Annotated in this window: 24 protein-coding genes; 17 read left to right on the top strand and 7 right to left on the bottom strand. The window is 46.5% G+C overall.

The annotated features are described in order from the left end of the window. Positions 1 to 179: 179 nt before the first annotated feature. The 12 genes from gspG to VC188_RS08760 are packed head-to-tail and all read left to right on the top strand — an operon-like array spanning position 180 to position 12,271. Positions 180 to 701, top strand: a complete 522-nt coding sequence (gene gspG, locus VC188_RS08815; protein ID WP_323483687.1) for a type II secretion system major pseudopilin GspG — start codon at positions 180 to 182, stop codon at positions 699 to 701. After that, positions 702 to 1,229 (top strand): pilus assembly FimT family protein, encoded by a 528-nt coding sequence (locus VC188_RS08810; RefSeq protein WP_323483686.1) that lies wholly within the window; start codon positions 702 to 704, stop codon positions 1,227 to 1,229. Further along, the gene (gspI, locus tag VC188_RS08805) at positions 1,226 to 1,642 is read left to right on the top strand and encodes a type II secretion system minor pseudopilin GspI (RefSeq protein WP_323483685.1); all 417 of its coding nucleotides are present in this window, start codon (positions 1,226 to 1,228) and stop codon (positions 1,640 to 1,642) included. Before VC188_RS08810 ends, gspI begins: the two co-directional genes overlap by 4 nt. After that, the gene (locus tag VC188_RS08800) at positions 1,639 to 2,409 is read left to right on the top strand and encodes a PulJ/GspJ family protein (protein WP_323483684.1); all 771 of its coding nucleotides are present in this window, start codon (positions 1,639 to 1,641) and stop codon (positions 2,407 to 2,409) included. The genes gspI and VC188_RS08800 overlap by 4 nt, the downstream gene beginning before the upstream one ends. Next, positions 2,409 to 3,416, top strand: coding sequence for a type II secretion system minor pseudopilin GspK (gene gspK / locus VC188_RS08795; protein ID WP_323483683.1), 1,008 nt, complete (start codon positions 2,409 to 2,411; stop codon positions 3,414 to 3,416). The genes VC188_RS08800 and gspK overlap by 1 nt, the downstream gene beginning before the upstream one ends. Before the next feature lie 51 nt (positions 3,417 to 3,467). Beyond that, on the top strand, positions 3,468 to 4,832 hold the full coding sequence (locus VC188_RS08790; protein ID WP_323483682.1) for a type II secretion system protein GspL: 1,365 nt from the start codon (positions 3,468 to 3,470) through the stop codon (positions 4,830 to 4,832). Next, on the top strand, positions 4,832 to 5,590 hold the full coding sequence (gene gspM / locus VC188_RS08785) for a type II secretion system protein GspM (RefSeq protein ID WP_323483681.1): 759 nt from the start codon (positions 4,832 to 4,834) through the stop codon (positions 5,588 to 5,590). Before VC188_RS08790 ends, gspM begins: the two co-directional genes overlap by 1 nt. Further along, a complete protein-coding gene (gene gspN / locus VC188_RS08780; RefSeq protein WP_323483680.1) occupies positions 5,587 to 6,393 on the top strand; it encodes a type II secretion system protein N in 807 nt (268 codons plus the stop codon). Before gspM ends, gspN begins: the two co-directional genes overlap by 4 nt. Positions 6,394 to 6,415: 22 nt before the next feature. Beyond that, positions 6,416 to 8,683: a type II secretion system secretin GspD gene (gene gspD / locus VC188_RS08775; protein ID WP_323483679.1), complete on the top strand. Its 2,268-nt coding sequence runs from the start codon at positions 6,416 to 6,418 to the stop codon at positions 8,681 to 8,683. Between the two features lie 2 nt (positions 8,684 to 8,685). Beyond that, entirely contained in the window at positions 8,686 to 10,122 is a 1,437-nt protein-coding gene (locus VC188_RS08770) for a GspE/PulE family protein (protein WP_323483678.1), read from the top strand. 20 nt (positions 10,123 to 10,142) lie between these two features. Next, positions 10,143 to 11,363 carry a type II secretion system inner membrane protein GspF gene (gene gspF / locus VC188_RS08765; RefSeq protein ID WP_216122037.1) on the top strand — a complete coding sequence of 407 codons (1,221 nt, stop codon included), beginning with the start codon at positions 10,143 to 10,145 and terminating at the stop codon, positions 11,361 to 11,363. 5 nt (positions 11,364 to 11,368) lie between these two features. After that, a complete protein-coding gene (locus VC188_RS08760; RefSeq protein WP_323483677.1) occupies positions 11,369 to 12,271 on the top strand; it encodes a M23 family metallopeptidase in 903 nt (300 codons plus the stop codon). Positions 12,272 to 12,298: 27 nt separating this feature from the next. On the opposite strand, the gene VC188_RS08755 is transcribed toward VC188_RS08760, so the two are convergent. Then, entirely contained in the window at positions 12,299 to 13,318 is a 1,020-nt protein-coding gene (locus VC188_RS08755) for an ionic transporter y4hA (protein WP_323483676.1), read from the bottom strand. 75 nt (positions 13,319 to 13,393) lie between these two features. Between VC188_RS08755 and VC188_RS08750 the strand changes: the two genes are divergently transcribed. From VC188_RS08750 to VC188_RS08740, 3 genes are all read left to right on the top strand, one after another. Then, positions 13,394 to 13,762 (top strand): CbiX/SirB N-terminal domain-containing protein, encoded by a 369-nt coding sequence (locus VC188_RS08750; RefSeq protein ID WP_323483675.1) that lies wholly within the window; start codon positions 13,394 to 13,396, stop codon positions 13,760 to 13,762. 62 nt (positions 13,763 to 13,824) lie between these two features. Beyond that, a complete protein-coding gene (locus VC188_RS08745; protein WP_323483674.1) occupies positions 13,825 to 14,166 on the top strand; it encodes a toxin-antitoxin system TumE family protein in 342 nt (113 codons plus the stop codon). After that, entirely contained in the window at positions 14,163 to 14,537 is a 375-nt protein-coding gene (locus VC188_RS08740; protein ID WP_323483673.1) for a hypothetical protein, read from the top strand. Before VC188_RS08745 ends, VC188_RS08740 begins: the two co-directional genes overlap by 4 nt. Positions 14,538 to 14,542: 5 nt before the next feature. Here the strand turns inward: VC188_RS08740 and VC188_RS08735 are convergent, their stop codons facing one another. Beyond that, positions 14,543 to 14,773 (bottom strand): hypothetical protein, encoded by a 231-nt coding sequence (locus tag VC188_RS08735; protein ID WP_323483672.1) that lies wholly within the window; start codon positions 14,771 to 14,773, stop codon positions 14,543 to 14,545. Between the two features lie 118 nt (positions 14,774 to 14,891). Here VC188_RS08735 and VC188_RS08730 point away from each other — a divergent pair, with 118 nt between their 5' ends. After that, positions 14,892 to 15,170, top strand: coding sequence for a type II toxin-antitoxin system RelE/ParE family toxin (locus VC188_RS08730; protein ID WP_216190862.1), 279 nt, complete (start codon positions 14,892 to 14,894; stop codon positions 15,168 to 15,170). 11 nt (positions 15,171 to 15,181) lie between these two features. After that, positions 15,182 to 15,505 (top strand): HigA family addiction module antitoxin, encoded by a 324-nt coding sequence (locus VC188_RS08725; protein WP_215322255.1) that lies wholly within the window; start codon positions 15,182 to 15,184, stop codon positions 15,503 to 15,505. Between the two features lie 10 nt (positions 15,506 to 15,515). Here the strand turns inward: VC188_RS08725 and cobA are convergent, their stop codons facing one another. The 5 genes from cobA to VC188_RS08700 all read right to left on the bottom strand — a co-directional run bounded on the left by cobA (position 15,516) and on the right by VC188_RS08700 (position 19,971). Then, positions 15,516 to 16,349, bottom strand: a complete 834-nt coding sequence (cobA, locus tag VC188_RS08720) for a uroporphyrinogen-III C-methyltransferase (protein ID WP_323483671.1) — start codon at positions 16,347 to 16,349, stop codon at positions 15,516 to 15,518. 12 nt (positions 16,350 to 16,361) lie between these two features. After that, on the bottom strand, positions 16,362 to 16,940 hold the full coding sequence (locus VC188_RS08715; RefSeq protein ID WP_323483670.1) for a DUF934 domain-containing protein: 579 nt from the start codon (positions 16,938 to 16,940) through the stop codon (positions 16,362 to 16,364). Next, positions 16,937 to 18,661, bottom strand: coding sequence for a nitrite/sulfite reductase (locus tag VC188_RS08710; RefSeq protein WP_323483669.1), 1,725 nt, complete (start codon positions 18,659 to 18,661; stop codon positions 16,937 to 16,939). Before VC188_RS08710 ends, VC188_RS08715 begins: the two co-directional genes overlap by 4 nt. Before the next feature lie 204 nt (positions 18,662 to 18,865). Continuing rightward, entirely contained in the window at positions 18,866 to 19,582 is a 717-nt protein-coding gene (locus VC188_RS08705) for an RES family NAD+ phosphorylase (RefSeq protein ID WP_215321526.1), read from the bottom strand. Beyond that, on the bottom strand, positions 19,582 to 19,971 hold the full coding sequence (locus VC188_RS08700; RefSeq protein ID WP_323483668.1) for an MbcA/ParS/Xre antitoxin family protein: 390 nt from the start codon (positions 19,969 to 19,971) through the stop codon (positions 19,582 to 19,584). The genes VC188_RS08705 and VC188_RS08700 overlap by 1 nt, the downstream gene beginning before the upstream one ends. Positions 19,972 to 20,182 lie beyond the last annotated feature (211 nt).

Raw genomic sequence — 20,182 nt, 5'->3', positions numbered from 1 at the left:
TCCTGTTTGCCATGGCTGGATAACGAGTTTAGATCGGTATTTGAACGCGTCAAGGAGCTTTGCTTGAGAGCTTGTTTGGAGCTCTTGAGCCTGTCCTGTATTCGTTTGATAAATTCGCTCAAAGTGACAAAATACCTATAAAATTTGATTTAGTTTAAATCATTGAAAGTGCCACATTTATGTCTTTCTGCAAACATCGTCTGTTTAGTCATAAATCATCACAAAACACCCCTGTTTTGGCTCATTCGGTATTGGCACAAACGCTCAATCGTAAAAGACGTGATGCAGGATTCACACTGATCGAGATTATGGTCGTGATCGCCATTATCGGTATTTTGGCAACCATGATTGTTCCCAAAATTATGGGGCGTCCTGATGAGGCACGTGCCACAGCGGCTAAGCAAGACGTCGGCACCATTGTTCAGGCACTCAAATTGTATCGCTTAGATATTGGCCGTTACCCAACGACAGAGCAAGGTCTCAAAGCCCTGGTAGAGAAACCGGTTTCTGAACCCGTTCCACAAAACTGGAAGGTGGGCGGTTACTTAGAATCATTGCCAAAAGACCCTTGGGGTAACGCCTATCAATACAGCAACCCGGGTACTCATGGCGAAATTGACGTCTATAGTTTTGGTGCTGATGGTAAGCCCGGTGGTACCGCGCTCGATACCGATATTGGCAACTGGCAACCCACGAATTAATTGCTATCTCGCCAATTCACAACAGCGCATTTACGCAATCCTGCTGAAGGTGGCTTTACTTTAGTAGAGATGTTGGTGGCCATTACGATTTTGGCCATCATGATGGCCGTTGCGATACTGGCTATTCCCAATCATGATGATCGATATTGGCGAGACAATCTCGATCAACTCGTCAGTTCACTCAATATGGCGCAGGAAGAAAGCAATCTTTCAGGAACAACCATGTTGGTGCAAGTAGATGAGGTGGGATGGCGCTTTGCTCCTGCTCTTAACAATGCGCCTATCAGCGCGCTGATCAATGCCGCAGGCTCCACAGCAAACCCCGGAGCCAATTCAAGTGGCTTGATGCCCGATGTCTATCGCCCACAGTTGTGGCATAAGCCGGTCGTGATTGAGCCAGTGCAATTTACTTTGGGCGGCGAAGCGATTACCCGGGCCGTACAAGTTCCGATTGCGCAAGAGCAACGCAAAGCCATCTTGTCCCGATCCACTAATGGTCGTTTTAGTTGGGCAGGAGGTGTGCAGTGAAGCGATTACTGCGTCACTCAAATACAGAGGGCTTCGCTTTAATTGAGGTGCTCGTTGGTTTGGCGGTCCTCAGCATTGCCCTGATAGCCGGTTTGCGTGCGATTGCCAATGGCGCTGATACCCAATTAGCAGTATCTCAACGCACCTTAGCGTTGTGGAGTGCAGATAATGTCTTGATGGATTTGCGCATGAGTCGAGCCTTTCCGGAGGTGGGAACGACAACATTTAATTGCCCACAAGCGAATTACGTCTTTGTTTGTCAGCGCAAAATCATGAGTACGCCGAACCCAAGCTTTCGTAGAGTGGAGATGACGGTATATGCCTCTAACCCTGAAAGCACCTCAGTAGCAGCAGGTCCGCGCCTGGCATGGCTGACCACTGTTATCCCTAATCCAGCCAGTGGTGTGATGTGAAGCAAATTGCCAATCAACAACGTGATCAAGGTTTTGCCTTACTAGAAGTCATTGTGGCGATGGCGATTATGGCTATTGTTGGGCTGTTAGCATGGCGTGGAATGGATGCCATGATTCGTGGGCGAGAGGTGATAGAGCGTCGCTCAAACGAAGATTTTTCTTACATGCAATTGGTTCGCCAGTTCGATCGAGATTGCCAAGAAATCGTACGCCGTGATGAGCTCAACATGGCCAATGGCGTTGTGAGCTCCTCTACAACCAATATGAGTAATAGCCTCACTAGCAGTACTCTCCCTTCCATTGCTGCAGGCGCTAAAAATATTTGGTGGCTACGGCACTATCGGGCTGATACACAAGATGCTTGGTTGCTAGTAGGTTATGGCATCGGATCTAACGGCTTACAGCGCTGGACTAGTCAACCGCTCTTGCGTAGGACAGATGCCCTGACCTTGTGGAAAAATATTGCTCGTGATCCAGACTTGGTCTCCAATGACCTATTGGTCAGTTGGCAAACACCCAGTATTGTGCGGCAATCATTTGTAGTGCAGAGTTCTCTAGTGAGCGGTGCAGGCGGAAGCGGAGTAAGCGCAACGGGCACTGGCACTGGCACTCCACCGGCAAGTGCGAATTCGACTGCTACGAATGCAACCCCAAACCCCACTATCAGTTTGATTACTCCAGATCAACAGGGTTTAGTAATGCAGTGGTGGTTAAAAGACATTGCTTTGCCCATTACCCGCTCTTGTTTGATGGGAGGCGCTTTGTAATGTGGTCGCGATTGAGAATATTGAACCTGAGGGAGCCAGTCACGAAGTTAGAGACGAAGTTAGAAACGAAGTTGGAAACTAAGTCAGAAACTGGATCCGGAACCATCACCGCCTTAATTGTGGTGGGTGTTGCTGCTGTGCTCATTACAGGGTTGATGTGGCGTCAGCAAGTACAGATACGCTCTTTAGAAAATGCTCGTGATCGCGTACAAGCGCAGTGGTTGCAACGTACTGCAATTGATTTCGGGCGCTTGGTCTTGGTTGAGGATCAGCGTACCAGTCAATATGATCATTTGGGCGAGGCCTGGGCTTTGCCTTTGGCTGATGGCAAGGTGGCTGATTTCTTAAAAAATACGGATATTCCAGATGAGATCGCTACCGTAACCTTTAATGGTCAGCTCAGTGATGCTCAAGGCTTATTCAATTTGACCAATTTATGGGATCGCAATTTTCAGGCTGTGAATTCGGCTGGCGTTCAGGAATTTGGGCGACTCTTAGATGCCCTGGGTTTAGACCGGGGACTTGCACAACAGACTGCGCAAGCAGCCTTGCAAAGTGATATGCCGATTGATGATGTGGATGGCTTATTAAGATTGCCAAACTACAATTTAGCAATTTTGCAACAATTAAGACCTTTTGTATTCGTTTTGCCGAATTTAACGACAGTTAACGTTAATACTGCTTCTCCCGAAGTGTTGATGGCAGCAATTAATGGGCTTTCAAGGGGTGCTGCTAATAGCTTTGTCCAGCAAAGAGCAATGGCGCCTTTGAAGACGCTTGATGAGGTCACCTCCCTAATCAATAAGGTGGGTTCTGGGGCTGGCTTGGCGATTGACCCTGCTTTGGTGGATGTGAAGTCCCAGTATTGGGTGGGCCGCACAGAAATTCACCTGGGAAGGGGTATATTTATGAGCTCAGCATTGATTCAGCGCTCTCCAACGCCTTTGCCCAATGGTAATTTAACGCAGGTTATCTGGAGCAAAACTGGAAAAATGGCTGCTGATTAATGGAATATTGGATAACAAGAGTCATCAAAGATGGCGTTTTGAAAGATTAATGTGAGCTTGCTCATCATCCGCTGCCCTCTGAAGCCGTTTGCTGCCTCTGTTACTGCTTCTCCCAGTGAGGGGCAAGATGCGTCTTGCGTAGAGCAGTTTGAGTGGTGCCTATTAGAAGATGAAGGTACTCAGTCGATGACCGGTATGGGCAGGACAGAGTCGATGCCTTATGCCGATGAAGCGTTGGTATTGCTCCCGACGATAGATGTGCGCTTGATTGAAGCGAAAGTGCCCTTGGCTAATGCAAAAAAGTTGCAGCAAATTTTGCCAAACCTGATTGAAGATTTTGTACTTGCTGGCGTTGAGTCGATTGCCGCTCAAGCCTTGCCTCCCATTTCTGGCAATCCAGTCTTGCAAAGAACGTTGGCTTTGATGGATCGAGCGTGGTTTGCTTGGATCAATAAACAATTAGAGCATTTGCTCGCTCCCCGCGTGCGCTTGATACCAGAGTGTTTGCTCTTGAGTCTGCCCACTGAAGGCGCTCGACCTGAAGTGGCCTATCAGCGTGTAGAGCAAAATATCATTTTTACCCAGCGTACCGGCATGCAACTCGGTGTGTCGTGGATTGAGCATCAAGCGCCAGGGTCAAAAGAGAGTGAATTGAATTTACCTCAGGCTCTCACTGGCGCTACCTTAAAAGTCATTTCTTGGGACTGGTTGGCAGCTGCGGCTCAGGCCTATTTACAGGCAAATAGCAATAGTCGATCCGCTAACTTTGCCTTAAATTTATTACCTGCAAGTTTTAGACGTGATTCCAAGTCATTTGGCGTGGGAGGCAATAGCGGTTTATCTGCTTTGACGCGTTTATTTTCGAGTAAGGCGCTCAAGCCCTCAGACAATACTTCCGGCTTAACTTGGACCGACCCCTTGGTATGGCGACAGCCCACTCATTGGTTGCGCTACTGCGCGATCAGTTTAGTGTTGGGCTTCGGTGTGTATTTATCGTGGACGGTTTTGGATGATTGGCGCTGGTCTAAGCGACTGGAGTTGCTTGCTGTACAAAACTTAAGCCCTGCCGCAATTGCCGCCCTCAATCAAGGTAAGTCTAGTGATAGCGCACCCGCCGTTTTAAATGCATTTGTCAAACAAGTGACATTAGAGCAACGCCACCATGGCATTGTGGTGGACGCTGACTTTGGTGCAATGGCTACTAAGTTACAACAATTCAAAGTGGCTTTTGGTGCTGAAGCATTACAAAAGCTGGATTACGATGGCTATGCGATTACCTTTGAATTTAAACCAGGCGCATTGACAGTGCCACCTAGTGAGGTTCTTCAGCGCGCGAGGTTACTGGGGATGGCAGTGCAATTTTTGGCGCCAAACCGCTATCGTCTTGAGCCCTATGCGGGACTGGGGAGCAACTGATGAACCAACGCTCGAATAGCTTGATGGAAAAACTCAATGCAGTTGCTGGCAAAGCGAAGGCATTGCTCACTAAAGATTATTCTGTGCAAGATTTGCGTCATTTGCCAAATCTTCTGAGTCAATGGTGGAGCAATGCTGCTGTTGATAAAACACTACATCAGGATGACCAATTGAGTAACGCTGCATGGAAAGCCAACAGGGGCTTTGATGCAAAACAGACTTTGCAAGTCTTACAGCGGATCATTTTTAGACAACGGAAAATAGTCCTCCTGATGGGCATTCTTATTATTTTGGGCTTGCTATATCAGCTGCTGCTAGCTCCTTATAGTCGCAAAGTCCAGGATCAATTGGAGATGCGGCCTGCGCAATGGTCGCAATTACAAAGCTTGATTCGGATGTCGAAAACTACCGCAGCAAGTGCTAATGCAGTGAGTTCAAATACCATGTCTTCAACCGTCTCCCCATTAGATGAGCAAGAGCTACAGAAAATTTTGAATGTCTTCACTGCGCGAGGTTTAAAGCCAAACGTGTTTCGCTTGAGTACCGATAATCCACCGCGTATCGAGTTTCAGGCGAGCGAGGTGATGTTCTCCGTATTCTTAGATGCTTTAGAAGAACTTCGGACAACTTGGCGCTTGTATCCGATACAGCTCAGTGTGCTTGCGAATGGCGGCGCAGGTATGGTGAGTGTCAGCGGTATGTTCAGTCAATATGGCAGCAATGCAACAAATGTAGTCGAGCCTGAGGTGTCGCAATGAAGCTCATACTAGATCTGAGTCATCCAAAATTACCCAAGTTATTTTGGCTTGCCTTAGTGTTAGTCAGCTTATGGACTGTCATTTGGCAGATGCCTGCCAGTTGGGTGGGCGGTATTTTGACTTCCCAAACAGGATGCAGGGTGATGCTGCAACAACCCACAGGTACGATTTGGGATGGAAGTGCTGCATTGGCGTTTTCAGAGACCAATGCGAGCGAAGGAGGGTGTCGAGATCCTCACGCAGTCACTGAACGCTTTCATTGGACCAGTACATGCAGTCTATCCACGCTATCGTGTAGTACTGAAATTCAGTTTGTGGCGCTCGATAAACCCCAATTCATTCGCTGGGGGCTCAAGAAAACCCAGATTGCTGGCAACGAAGTCAAATTACCAGCCAATGTCCTTGAGGGGCTTGGCAATCCCTGGAGTACTTTAAGGCCCAGGGGGCAATTGGGTGTCCGTTGGACGGATCTGGCTTTGGGGGGCATGATGTCTACCTCTGAAAGCCTCAAGAATGCTCGTTCGGGAGTAATTAGAATTATCATCAGTAGCTTGAGTAGCCCAATTAGCCCTATCAAGCCGCTGGGGGCTTATGAGATTTTGGCCAATATTGGTGACGATGGTCTTAATTGGAGTTTATCCACCACCAGTGGACCCCTTTTATTAATGGGTCAGGGCGATACTAAATCAGGATTTCATTTTATGGGGGAAGCTTCGGCCTCTCCAGAAGCACAAGAATCATTGATGGGTCTGTTAGCTTTATTGGGTAAAAAAGAGGGCGGTAGCTATCGCCTCAAGTTTTAAGTCGTAACGAACAAAGAAAAGTATGCAAACAGGTTTAGGTCGAATGTTAGGTAGTTTTCAAAAGCAGCTTGCGCGGCTTGTAATCGTTTGCGTCCTGGGTGAAAGTGTCATTCTGCCGATAGCCTTTGCTCAGAATATGAGTCAGCCTAGTCAGTTAAATTCCGCAATCCCGGATAGCGCTTCTGTAACGCTGTCATTTTCGAATGCGGATATTGAATCTGTTGCTAGCGTTTTAGCCAAGGCAACTGGCCAAACGATTTTGGTTGATCCCAAAGTAAAGGGCACGATCAATCTGATTAGTAATAAGCCGCTCACGAAAGCCAAAGCGATAGATGCTTTTTCTACCGCCTTGCGTACCTCGGGATTTGCTTTGGTAGATGTCAATGGTATTTATCGAGTGGTACCTGAGGCTGATGCTAAGTTAATTAGTAATTCAGTGGTGACGGGCAAAAGTAAGCAGGGCGGTGATCAAATTATTACCCGCGTATTTAAGCTGAACTATGAGTCTGCCAACAACTTGTTGCCAGTGCTACGACCTTTGGTTTCTGCGAACAATACGATTAACGCCTACCCGGGTAATAACACGATCGTCATTACTGATTACGCGAGTAATATCCAGCGGATTGGCGAGTTGATTGAAACTATTGATGCACCTGCATCAACTGATGTGCAAACGATTCAATTACGTTACGCAATTGCGATTGACGTTGCGGCCATGCTCAATAAAGTTCTTGAGAATGGCTTGACTGGGGGCAACGAAAACGGCAATAAAACAGTGGTGATGGCTGATGCCCGTAGTAATTCTTTATTACTGCGTAGCTCAAGCCCAGAGAAGCTTAGACAAATTCGTGCGCTCGTTGCGAAGTTAGATACTCAGGGAAATTCTAATGGCAATATTTGGGTTGTACCATTACGTAACGCAGAAGCCACTAAATTAGCAGTGACCTTGCGGGCGATTGTGGCTGCTGATGCAGCCTTATCTGCCCAGGTAGCGAGCGGTACCGCAACCCAGGCGATGGGTGCGACTGGCAATACAGCCACACCCGCGCAAATGAATAGCGCTCCTGGAGCATCTGGCGGTACGGGTACGGCAGCTGCAACCTCTTCTTTAAGTAGCAGTAGCACCCCCTCTACAGGCGGCATTATTCAAGCAGAGCCGGCAACCAACTCGCTCATCATTACTGCCAATGAGCCGCTTTACCGAAACTTGCGTCATGTGATTGATCAGCTCGATAAACGTCGTGGACAGGTTTATATTGAATCCATCATTGTTGAGGTGAGCTCTACCAATGCGGCAGAGTTAGGCATTCAGTGGCAAGGTCTCGTTGGCTCCGGTAATCAAAATACGGGCTTTGGTGGTACCAACTTTTCAAATGCTGCCGGCACGCCTGGTTCGAATATCGTAAACCTCTCGCAAAACGTCAATACTCTATTAAATCCTTCAAATACCAATGGCATCACGCCAGTACAACCAAACCCTGGTTTGAACTTGGGCTTGCTCACTAAATTCAATGGTGTGTACGGTATGTCAGCTTTGATATCGGCCTTAAGTACTACTACGGGAACCAATATCCTATCGACCCCGAATTTAATTACGCTTGATAACGAAGAGGCCAGAATCGTAGTGGGACAAAACATCCCAATGCTGTCAGGGTCCTATGCGACTACGGGCTCTGCTGCTACTGCTACCCCATTCACAACAGTGTCGCGTCAAGATATTGGTTTGATTTTGCGCGTAAGACCTCAGATCTCTGAAAATGGTCTTGTGAAGATGCAAATCTATCAAGAGGTTTCGAATGTAGCGAGTCAAGTTCCTAATCAAGGTCCTATTCTCAATAAGCGTGATATCGAGACCAATGTGATTGTGGATGATGGCCAGACTTTAGTGTTGGGCGGTTTGATTGAAAATAATTACACCGATAGTACGAGTGGTATTCCATGGCTGAGCCAGATTCCCTTTATTGGCGCCCTCTTTCGTTATGACAATAGCTCGCGTACCAAAACCAATTTGCTAGTCTTTTTGCGTCCTTACGTATTGCGCGATAAGGGGCAAGATCAAGAAATTACTGCAAATCGCATGCAATTTATGGACGCGAAGCGCGAGCAATTTACGCCAGCAACTATGCTATTGCCTAAGCCCGATTTGCCAAAAATGAGTGAGATGACCGCTCCGCTTGTGGCCCCTGGAACACCAGTGCCACGTCCAGACCCCACTATTCCTGGTGGTCCCGCACCAGCGGCTCCAACCTCACCAGCTGGAGCAGCGCAGACTTCTTCCGGTAAGCAGTAAATATGTTGCGCATCCCTTTTGCTTACGCTCGCACGAACCAAGTTCTCTTGCGTAAGAGTGAGGTAGCGGCAAGTGCTGATGGGGAATTTACTGAGCAATCGGAGTTGCCAGTACTCATTCATAGTCCTTTAACTGGCCTAGATGTCTTGCAAGAAATCTGTCGCTTAACCGGGCCTGTCATTCGTATTGAACAATCCTCTGAAGCAGTGCTTGAAGAGCTCAATAAGGCTTATTCACAAGGCGATCTAGATGCAGCACAAGTTGTTGATGAAGTAGAAGAGGCGGTAGATCTGTCACGCCTCCTTCAAGAGATGCCAGTCTCAGAAGATTTGCTGGAAATGAATGATGATGCACCAGTGATTCGGATGATTAATAGTTTGCTTAAGCAAGCCAGTCGGGACGGAGCATCCGATATTCACTTAGAAGCATTTGAACGTAAGTCAGTAGTGCGCTTTCGGGTAGATGGTAATTTGCGTGACGTGGTGGATATGCGTCGTGACTTGCATGCAGCATTGGTTTCCCGCATCAAAATTATGGCCTCATTAGACATTGCTGAAAAGCGGATGCCTCAAGATGGTCGAATCTCATTACGTGTGGGCGGTAGAGCGATTGATGTACGCGTATCAACCTTACCCACTTCACATGGTGAGCGCGTTGTTCTGCGTCTATTGGAGAAGAACTACGATCGCTTAGATCTGCGTGCTTTAGGGATGGCCGAAGACACCTTTAATCAGTTTGACCAACTCATTCATCGTCCGCATGGCATTGTATTAGTGACTGGCCCAACTGGTAGTGGCAAGACGACGACTTTGTATGGTGCGTTATTACGACTGCGTAATAAGATCAACAACATTATGACTGTGGAAGATCCGATTGAGTACAACCTCGATGGTATCGGTCAAACTCAAGTGAACTCCCGAATTGATATGAACTTTGCCAGGGCTTTGCGCGCCATCTTGCGTCAAGATCCGGACATCGTCATGATTGGCGAGATCCGCGACCTAGAGACTGCTCAAATTGCAGTGCAAGCCTCTTTGACAGGCCACTTAGTATTGGCTACCTTGCATACCAATGACGCTCCGTCAGCCGTGACCCGCTTAATTGATATGGGTATTGAACCTTTCCTACTTTCGTCTACCTTATTAGGAGTGTTGGGTCAGCGTCTCATTCGCATGTCTTGCTCAGCTTGTGGAGGTAAAGGCTGCCCATCTTGCGGTGAATCGGGTTACAGCGGTCGCGCAGGTATCTATGAGTTAATGACTACCAATGAAAAGATTCGTGAATTGATTCACCAGCATGCAGCAGAGAGTGATATTCGCAAGCAGGCCTTAATTGGTGGCATGCGCACCTTAGCGGATGATGGCAAACGCTGGGTGGCTGAAGGTAAAACCACTCCAGAAGAAATTCTGCGGGTTACCGGTTCTGTAGAAATCGATTAATGCTATGACTAACGAGCGCCATGCCCCGCTATCGATTTGAAGCCCTAACTTACGCAGGTAAGAGTGAGCGCGGTACCATCGAGGGTGATAGCGTACGTGCTGTTCGTCAAGTATTAATGGCTAAGCAACTGGTACCAGTCACTATCGACTTAGAAGCAGAGTGGGGCAAGCAACCCTTTTGGAATAAATGGCTATCAAACAATAAACCCCTCAGCCGTGCCGATCTCGCAATCATTACAAAGCAAGTAGCTATTCTGGTTCGTTCGGGCGTACAAATTGATGAGGCTCTCTCGATACTCGCAGATGAAACTAGTCAGGTACATGTAAAAACAGTGCTGCAGTCAGTGGTTTCTGAATTGCGAGCAGGCTTGCCTTTATCAAGAGCCATTGCAGGACAACCCCTTTCATTTGATCCGCTATACCAAGGGGTTGTTGGCGCCGCAGAGCAGTCTGGGAAGATGGGGCAAGTATTGACGCAATTAGCCGAGTTTTTGGAAAAGCGTCAGGCACTCAAACAAAAAGCAATGGGCGCATTAGCCTATCCTGCTATGTTGACGGGCGTTGCTTTCATGATTGTGTTGTTTTTGATGACTTATGTCGTGCCGCAAATTGCTCGAGTCTTTCAGAGTTCCAAGCAAGCTCTGCCGTTTTCTACTCGCTTTATTTTGGGACTCTCCGATTTCTTGGTGAATTGGGGTTGGCTGTTGCTGGTGATGATCGTCGCAGCTATTTTTTATAGTCGTCGCGCCTTAGCAAAAGAAGAGATTCGCCTCAAGGTCGATCGCGCCTTACTCAATTTACCTTTGCTTGGACCTTTATTGCTCGGTTTTGAGACAGCGCGCTTTGCAAACACAATGGCAATGTTGGTTTCTGCCAATGTACCCATTTTGACGGCATTGCATAGCGCACGAAACACGCTCAGCAACTCAGTCTTAAAAGCGGCGATTGACTCAACGGAGGGTCGTTTGCGTGAAGGTACCAGCCTATCTAGGGCCTTAGGTAGTCAAGGGGTCTTTTCACCAATCTTGATTCACTTGATTCGCTCTGGTGAGGCATCGGGTAAGTTAGCTGAGATGCTGAAGTACGGGGCAGAGAACGCAGAGCTCGAATCTGAGCAAAAAACCAAAATATTTACCAGCTTGCTCGAACCTTTATTAATATTGGTTATGGGCTTGATGGTTTTAGGAATCGTAATGGCAGTGATGCAACCAATCTTGGAAATGAATTCAGGGGTAAGGTAATACAAATGCAAATATTAATCATGACTGGACCACATAGCAAAGTGAGAGAAATTGCTCTGACAGCACGCCATTTAGTATTCGGTGGAGCGCTCAGCTTGGCATTGCTTGTAGGCGCAAACGTTGCTATTAACGACGTTACCAATGAGACCAAAGATATCTTGCATGCGATGGAGAAAAAAGATCTTTTAGAGAAGCGCTTCATTGCAAACTCAGAAGATGATTACGAGACCAAACTCATGGAGCTCCAAGCTAGACTAGATGAAGCACAACGTAACTTAGCGCAACTAGATGATTTACGGATTCAGTTGGCAAAGACTAATGGTCAAATGAATCTAGCCAGTAATGTAGTGGATCTTGGTAATGCCCAAGGCGGCCCTCTAAGTCCAGCGAATGCCGTGATTAATCTAGGTAATCAAGGTGAGCAATATGGTGCTCGTTTAGATCGTACTGTGCAAGATTCTATTGCGCTGAGCAATCGAGTGCAGGAAGTGCAAAAATCCCTCACGCAAAGTTGGGATGCGTCTAACTCCATTCCAACAGCTTCACCACTCGCATTGATGCCGCAAGCTTCCAGCGGTCTGGGCTATCGCATCGATCCTATTACCCAACAAACGGCTTGGCATGAGGGTACGGACTTTCCTGCGGCCTATGGCACACCCATTTTGGCCACTGCCGAAGGCGTAGTTATTCGTGCGGCGTGGGACCAAGAGTATGGCTATGTGGTCGATATTCAGCACAAGAATTCAGTGGTTACCAGATATGCGCACGCTCAAGAAATCCTAGTAAAGCAGGGTGATTTTGTAAAACAGTCCCAAGCGATTGCCAAAGTAGGCTCAACCGGAAGATCGACCGGCCCCCACTTGCACTATGAGGTCTTAAGGGACGGTGTTACCTTAGGCAAGAACTAATTAGTAGTACTTCGCTTGAATTCCCGGTTAAGGAACCAGGCTTAAGAAGAGATACTCTAAGAAGATGATGATATGAACTACCCCTTGCAATAGGGTGGTTCTACCAATCGCTAGAGTAAGTGCACCAATAAAGAATGACAAATACATCAATGTCATATTGAGATCGCTTATTCCCAGGCTTAGCGGGAGATTAAAGAAGATCGCAATTGCTGCTACCGTCGGAATGGTCAAGCCAATACTGGCTAAAGCCGAACCCAAAGCTAAGTTCAAACTGCTTTGCAAGCGATTAGCCTTAGCCGCTCTAACAGCCGCAAAGCCCTCTGGCATGAGTACCAGCAGCGCAATGGCAATACCCACAATAGTTTTAGGTGCACCAGCTGCGGCAACACCTCTCTCGATGGCTGGACTAAGAAGCTCTGCAAGACCTACTACAGTTATTAAAGAGAGTATGAGTAGCGCTCCACTGACGGCTGTCTTTATGTTGCTGGGCTTGAGCGCATGAAAATTAATATCCGTCTTTTTATCTTCTGTCTTAGGCAGGTAGTAATCACGATGACTGACGGTTTGAAAGAATAAAAACGCAATGTAAAGTGCAAATGAGGCAATACCCGCAAAGGCTAATTGGCTTTTGGTGAAGTCAGGACCAGGTGTGCTGACGGTAACAATTGGCATGACCAAAATAAAAGTAGCCAATGCAGTTAATACCGCCAATGCTGAATTGGTGCCTTCATTGCGAAAGGTCATTTCATGATGGGTGAGGCCACCCATAAAAATGCAGAGACCAATCACACCATTAATCACAATCATCACCGTAGCAAATACCGCATCTCTGGCAATGAACTCAGATCCTTCATGACCAGTGAGCATCATCGAAATGATGAGTGACACTTCAATAATAGTGACGCTAATCGATAACACTAGCGTGCCATACGGCTCACCCGTTTTATGTGCAATCACTTCAGCATGGTGAACGGCTGAAAGAACTGCTCCAATCAGCGTTACGCTCATGAGCGCGATGAACCAAGTTTGGCTGAGTAAATTAGTCATAGGCTGTCTGATCTGATCTTCAAAATAAGGTTAAGCTAGCGGTTAAAGCATATTATTGAGAGTGTATAGCCATCCATGAAAGCCATTATTTTATTTGGGCACGGCGCCCGTGATAGCCGCTGGCGCGAGCCTTTTGATCGCCTAGCTACTCTATGGCAAGAGCAGCATCCTGGTGCCCCTGTGGAGCTGGCTTTCTTGGAAATGATGCAGCCTTCACTGGAGGAAGCGGTAGCTTCTTTGGTTGGCGGTGGCGCAACCCAAATTACCGTAGTGCCGGTTTTCTTTGGGCAGGGCGGCCATTTACGAAATGACTTCCCAGTGTTGCTGGAAGAGTGTCGGGGTAAATTCCCCGGCATTCAATTAGGCGCTACGCCTGCTGTTGGCGAGGATTTGGCTGTCTTGCAGGCGATTGTCGATTTTGGGGGGCGAAATATAGGGTTGTAATTATTAGCCATACTTGTAATACAGGTATGTATTATAATTACATACCTGTATTACAATGAAGTATGACAAAAAAAGTTAGGCCTCAGCTTGAATCCTTAATTGAACGAGAAACATTTAAGTTAAAGGCGGGTAGCGGTGGCGGTGTTTTGAGCTTTGAAGTGTGGGGTTATATCAGTGAGGGTAAAACAGTAGTGACTCGCTATAACCTGGCATATATCAATCGGTTGATTTGCCAAAAAGATAATGGCAGAGTGCTTGGATTTGACAATGCTCATGACTATCACCACAAGCACTACATGGGTAAGGTGACCCCAGTAACTTTTGTAAGCTATGAAAAAACATTAGAACGTTTTGAAAAAGAATGGCAAGAAATTATCAAGGAAGTAAAAAAGGGTAAAAAATGACAAAGATGATAATTCGTACCGATACCGTTGAGGGCTTCTTTGATCGCGCTAAAAAGGCCGCCCAAAAAAGTGATCGTGGAGAGGCGCTCAAGAAATCGGCCACCTTTTCATTTGAAGACCCGCAAGAGATGTTTATGGTGCTATCTGAGGCGCGTAGACGTCTAATGCTGGAGGTGATGAATGAGCCCAAAACTATTACGCAATTAAGTCATAAATTGCACCGTGATCGCTCTGCTATCAATAAAGATATTGGACTGTTAGAAAAGATTGGTCTTTTGGTGTCACAAAAGATTAGTAACCCAGGACATGGTATCGAAAAGATGGTTCAAACAGTTGCACCCAAGATTGAAATGATTGCAACTTTAGGTTAACCCTTCTAACTTGCTTTCTGCAAGCATTCATCCATTTTTTCCTCAGCAGTATCTGAGGCCAATGTGCGAGAGGTTCTGAAAGCCTCACCAATCATGATCAGGGCAGGCGAGCTGCTATCAAACCATTGATCTGCTTTGCCTGCAGCCAACTGTTGTAAGGTGCTCGTCCATAAACGCTCGCGTGCTATGCCCACTGCTTCCAAGATTTGTACCGGCGTGTTTTGAATTTTGCGCAAGAAGCATTTAGTTTGTTTGAGGCAATTAGACCTTAATTAAGACCTTGCTAAATGTAATGATATACATTACAGTGTAATTAAATACATTACAATAAGAGATTGAGTGTTAGAGGTTTTAATGATCCAATCTTTTAGTCATCGAGGTTTAGAACTCTTTTTTTCAAAAGGAAGTTACAAGGCAATCCCAGCGCAGCATGCCGCTCGCCTCATTCGCATACTGGATAGACTGGATGCAGCAATTATTCCTGAGGATATGGATTTGCCGGGTTATCGCTTTCATCAGCTGCAGGGTAAAAGAAAAAAGACTTTTGCTGTACTTGTTTCTGGTAACTGGCGGCTGACATTTAAATTTGATGGTGAAAATGCAGTGTATGTAGATTTGGAGGATTATCACTAATGAAGAAATTAATGAAGAGTTTAAGAAATACAAATCGTAGGCCTACGCATCCCGGAGAAATTCTCCGTGAAGATGTATTGCCGGCTCTTGGCGTTACCCAAGCGGTTCTTGCAAGTCACCTAGGGGTGAGTCGCCTTACTGTTTCAGAGATCCTGCATGAGAAAAGAGGTATTAGCGCAGAAATGGCCGTGCGTATCGCGCGAGTGATTGGCGGAACACCTCAGAGTTGGCTGCACATGCAAGAGGCAGTTGATATTTGGGAGGTGGAGCAAAAATTCCAGCAGCATCCAGAATCGGCACCTACTGCCATTACCTTATTGGCACTCGCGGCGTAAAGAGCTTGTATTAAGCTGCTTTGCTCTTTGGAATAGTTGGAGCCACAAAAGTTAAGGTTGAATCGTTTAGCACCTGTTTATTACTCATGTTGCGCCCTGCAAGTGCCTCTCCAATCATGATGAGGGCAGGCGAGCTGCTATCAAACCATTGATCGGCTTTGCCTGCAGCCAACTCTTTCAAAGTGCTTGTCCATAAGCGCTCACGTGCTGTGCTCACGGCTTCCAAGATTTGTACTGGCGTGCTGGCATGCTGATTGGGACTTTGTTCAATCAATTGCTGCGCAATACGCGCAGCATCTTTGCGACCCATGTAATACACCAGAGTGTCAGCAGTAGGATTGGAAATGGGCTGTCCTGGGGCGACATTCTCGGCGCCCTGAGCTAAGGTGATAAATGCCACGCTACGGGATACTCCACGTAATGTCAGCGACTGTTGAATACTGGCTGCACCAGCAAGCGCGGCAGTAATTCCAGGCACAACCTGAACTTCAATCCCAGCAGCTTTGAGAGTCTGAATTTCTTCATCGGCACGACCAAAGAGCATCGGGTCGCCACCTTTGAGGCGCACAATCACTTGATGCTTTTGTGCGGCATCCACTAGGCGCTTATTAATGAACTGCTGTGCTGAAGATAGCTTGCCGCAACGCTTACCGACTTCGATCTTCTCGGCTTGTGGACATAGTGTTAGCATCTCAGAGTCAACCAAAGCGTCGTAGAAAACAATATCCGCTTGCTCCAATAGTTTGGCGCCACGAACGGTAATCAGATCTACTGCACCAGAACCCGCGCCCACTAAATACACTTCGCCAAGCGGATTGTTGTTATTGGCAAAAGCTTTAGTCATTTTTTCTGTTGCTTACGCGCTTAAGGTGGTGCGTTTATCCCGCCAGCTATTTTGGGTAGTGACTGTATATAGATTGAATTGTTTTAAGGCGACATCCAGTTTTTGATCGGGGCGCAAAGCAAAGCTATCAAAGCCAACACGAGCACCTTGTAGAAGTTGGTCAATCAATACATCACCAATGGCGCGGATCTCCCCCTCCCAAGAAAAGCGATTTCTTAGTAGGGCTGCGGTACTAAAGCTACGACCATCTCTAAAGATGGGGAAGTGTGCTGCCACTAAAGGCCAGACTTGTTTGCCTGCTTCAATCACATCGGCATGTTTCAGAATGTCATCATCAGTAGCAAACCACACGCCAATCTGACCATTCTGGGTTTTACTAATCACATCTGCATCATGATGATGCGAATTTATCTGACTGCGCCACCAAGTAAACGGTACTAATACTTTGTGGGCACCATGGTCCAGATCGGGCAGACCACCCTCATCCTGGCTGCCGCCCCATACTTGCCATTCATTTGGAGCTAGGGTAGGTTTGCCGCCTTTAGGGAAATGCAAAATCTCTTGATGAGAGGTGATATTGAGTTGACTCATGCAACACCCCCTTCAATTGCCTTCTCTTTTTTCTTGGCGTTTTCGTTTTTATCTTTGTAAGCTGCTTCTTTAAATGGGGCTACTCCAATGCGACGATAGGTTTCAATAAATGGCTCATCGCCATTGCGCTCACCTACATAGGTATTGATCACATTAGTGATCACGTCTGGGATTTCATCGGCATAGAAGGAGGGGCCAATCACTTTGCCAATAGAGGCGTTATTGCCTTGCTCGCCCCCTAAAGTGATTTGATACCACTCTTCACCGTCTTTATCGACACCAAGTACGCCGATATTGCCAACGTGGTGATGACCGCAGGAGTTAATGCAGCCAGAGATGTTCAGGCTAATGTCACCTAGGTCAAATAAGTAATCCAAATCATCAAAACGCTCTTGTATCGCTTTGGCAATAGGGAGGGATTTAGCATTGGCCAATGAGCAGAAATCACCGCCAGGACAGGCAGTGATGTCAGTCAGTAAACCAACGTTGGGTAAAGCAACCTTCTGCTTCTTAGCCTCTTGCCAGAGCTCATATAACTTAGCTTGCTCAACATCAGCAAGTACCAAGTTTTGCTCATGGGTAACGCGCAATTCACCAAAACTATATTGATCAGAAAGATCGGCAATGGCAATCATTTGCGCAGTGGTGGCATCACCGGGCGCAACTGTACCGTGTGGCTTGAGCGACAGAATCACGCTCGCATAACCAGGCACTTGGTGCGGTTTAACATTGCGCTCTAACCAACGAGCAAATGCTGCTTGCTCGGTTTGGGCGGCAGTATGAATAATTTCTTCATTGCTTAATGCAGGCAATGTTTTGTACGCAGGCTTTGTGAAATGCTGAGCAACACGATCCCACTCTGCTTGCGTAAAGTTGTCGTCACTATTTTTAATGTGAGCCCATTCGCCTTCAACTTGACGAGCGAATTCTTCTGGGCCTAAGGCTTTTACTAAGATCTTAATGCGAGCCTTATAGAGGTTATCTCTTCTGCCAAAGCGGTTGTAGACACGGAGTAAGGCTGTGAGGTAGCTAGGCAGTACATTCCAAGGGAGTCCTTGCTTAATGAGTGAGCCTAATATTGGCGTACGACCCATGCCGCCGCCGGCATAAATATCAGCAGTCAATTCACCATTATTAATATTAGGGCTTTTCTTAAGTTCGATGCCAACATCATGGCAAAGCAATACGGTGCGATCTTCCTTTGCACCATTGACTGCAAACTTAAACTTACGTGGCAGGTGTGCAAATTCTGGGTGCAGGGTTGACCACTGACGCAAGAGTTCGCAAATCGGACGAGTGTCTACATACTCATCGGCAGCTACACCAGCAAATGCATCACTCGTAATATTGCGAATACAGTTACCCGAAGTTTGGATGGCATGCATTTCTACTTTGGCAAGCTCAGCCAAAATATCGGGAGTATCTTCTAGTGTGACCCAGTTGTATTGAATGTTTTGACGCGTAGTGAAATGACCATAACCCCGGTCATACTTTTCGGAGATGAGTGCCAAAGTGCGCAATTGCTTTGCACTGAATAAACCGTAAGGAATGGCAACGCGCAGCATGTAAGCGTGTCGTTGGTGATACAAACCATTCTGCAGGCGTAGTGGGCGGAATTCTTCTTCTGCAAGGGTGCCGTCTAAGCGCCTCGCAACCTGGTCGCGGAATTGGGCAACCCGTTGATCTACCAGGGTTTGGTCAATGGCATCGTATTTATACATAAGACTGCTATTGTCATATTTGATAGATATTTCTACAAATAATTAAAAATTGATTCTATATATCAAAAATCATATAAAAAGTTCCAAAATTACTTACTTTGTGAAAACTCTGCTTCAATAAATGGCGTGTGGGGACTCACATACACGCATAGAGACCTCTTTCAAGAGCGATTAAGCTTATAAAGATTTTTTGCCCTGGTCTATTCAGTTTTTTATATCCAGATTAATTTTTAAGGACATTATTCGGCCATCAAGTAGAACCGCGATACCATCTTTGGTTACCTCATAGGAATAATAGGCAGCATGGCGAGGTGCAGAAAGGACTTGGGGTTTTAAGATTGCAAAAGTGTCCCCGCTTAGATTTCTAGTAGACCTTGTCAAAAGTCCTGGATGTCCCTCATGATGCAATCTAGCCCCAACGGTTTGGGTGTAGCTATAGTCATTTGGATCCATTAATTGGGGGTTAGACAGCACTTTATCTTTGAGATTAATTAAAGCGGCATCACACCTAACCCAGTAGACCTTGCGCTCAACATATGCTCCTGGTCGATTAAATCCGGCATCACTTAGGAGTCCCGCATACCAATGATGCGCTGATTCATAAATACTGGTTTCAAGTGAATCTGCGCCGTACCAAACCCCAAAAGAGCCATCTGAAAAACGGCTACGCATCCAATGATTAAATGGATACGTAATAGCGTTGTCCCATACAGCATCCTCGAATGGGCGATGTATTGCGGGCACAGGGGATTCAAATGGAGATGGCTTGTGGTCAAGCTCAACCATATGAGCGATCTCCCAGTCTTTTGGGGAATCACTCAAATCATCGAAAAGATTTTCACTCTCAATAAGGGAAATGATGTTTCGAGCTAAGTCTTGATGGGTGTCAACCAGAGTTAAACCATCAAATAGGCTATCCATTAGATGCCTCTTGCTCTATCTAGGTAAGACCGCACCATCAGCAGACCCATAAACCCAAGTTCTTTAACCACCTCTACAGGGGTTCTATTTTCAAAAGCCTTATTCCTAGTTTTCATCCAGCTGTATAAATGCTCTTTATTGCGAGGAAAGAGAAGGCGAAGGTTTTTATGAATTCCCAATAGGTGGCCAACACGCGCATATTGATCAACGTTTTGGCTGATAGGTTCGCCTTGACGATAGCGTCCAAGGGCAGAGCGGTTGCTAGAAGCTAAGCCCAGTAATGCAAGTTGATCTTCGGTAGGAAGATCCCAGTGATCCATTAGCTGCATGACCATTTTGGCCAACGCTCCACGATCAATGATTTGGGGTGTTTCAGCGTGAATGTGCATATTGGGCTGTATTTGTTTTATATAAAACTTTATTTGTTTGAAGTATAACACTTCTTATTTATAAATGACCATGACTGAGGTTCTAAAGCCACAGTAAGCTTGCAGGTGATGATGCAATGAATATATTTAACTAATTGATTTTATTGGGATTTTTATTGTAAGTTATGAGTCGCAATGCAATATCTAAAGAGGGTGATAAATTCCCATGAAT

The organism is Polynucleobacter sp. MG-28-Ekke-A2 (assembly GCF_035012985.1).
Classification (GTDB): domain Bacteria; phylum Pseudomonadota; class Gammaproteobacteria; order Burkholderiales; family Burkholderiaceae; genus Polynucleobacter.
This window is presented reverse-complemented; position numbering and strand designations above follow the sequence as displayed.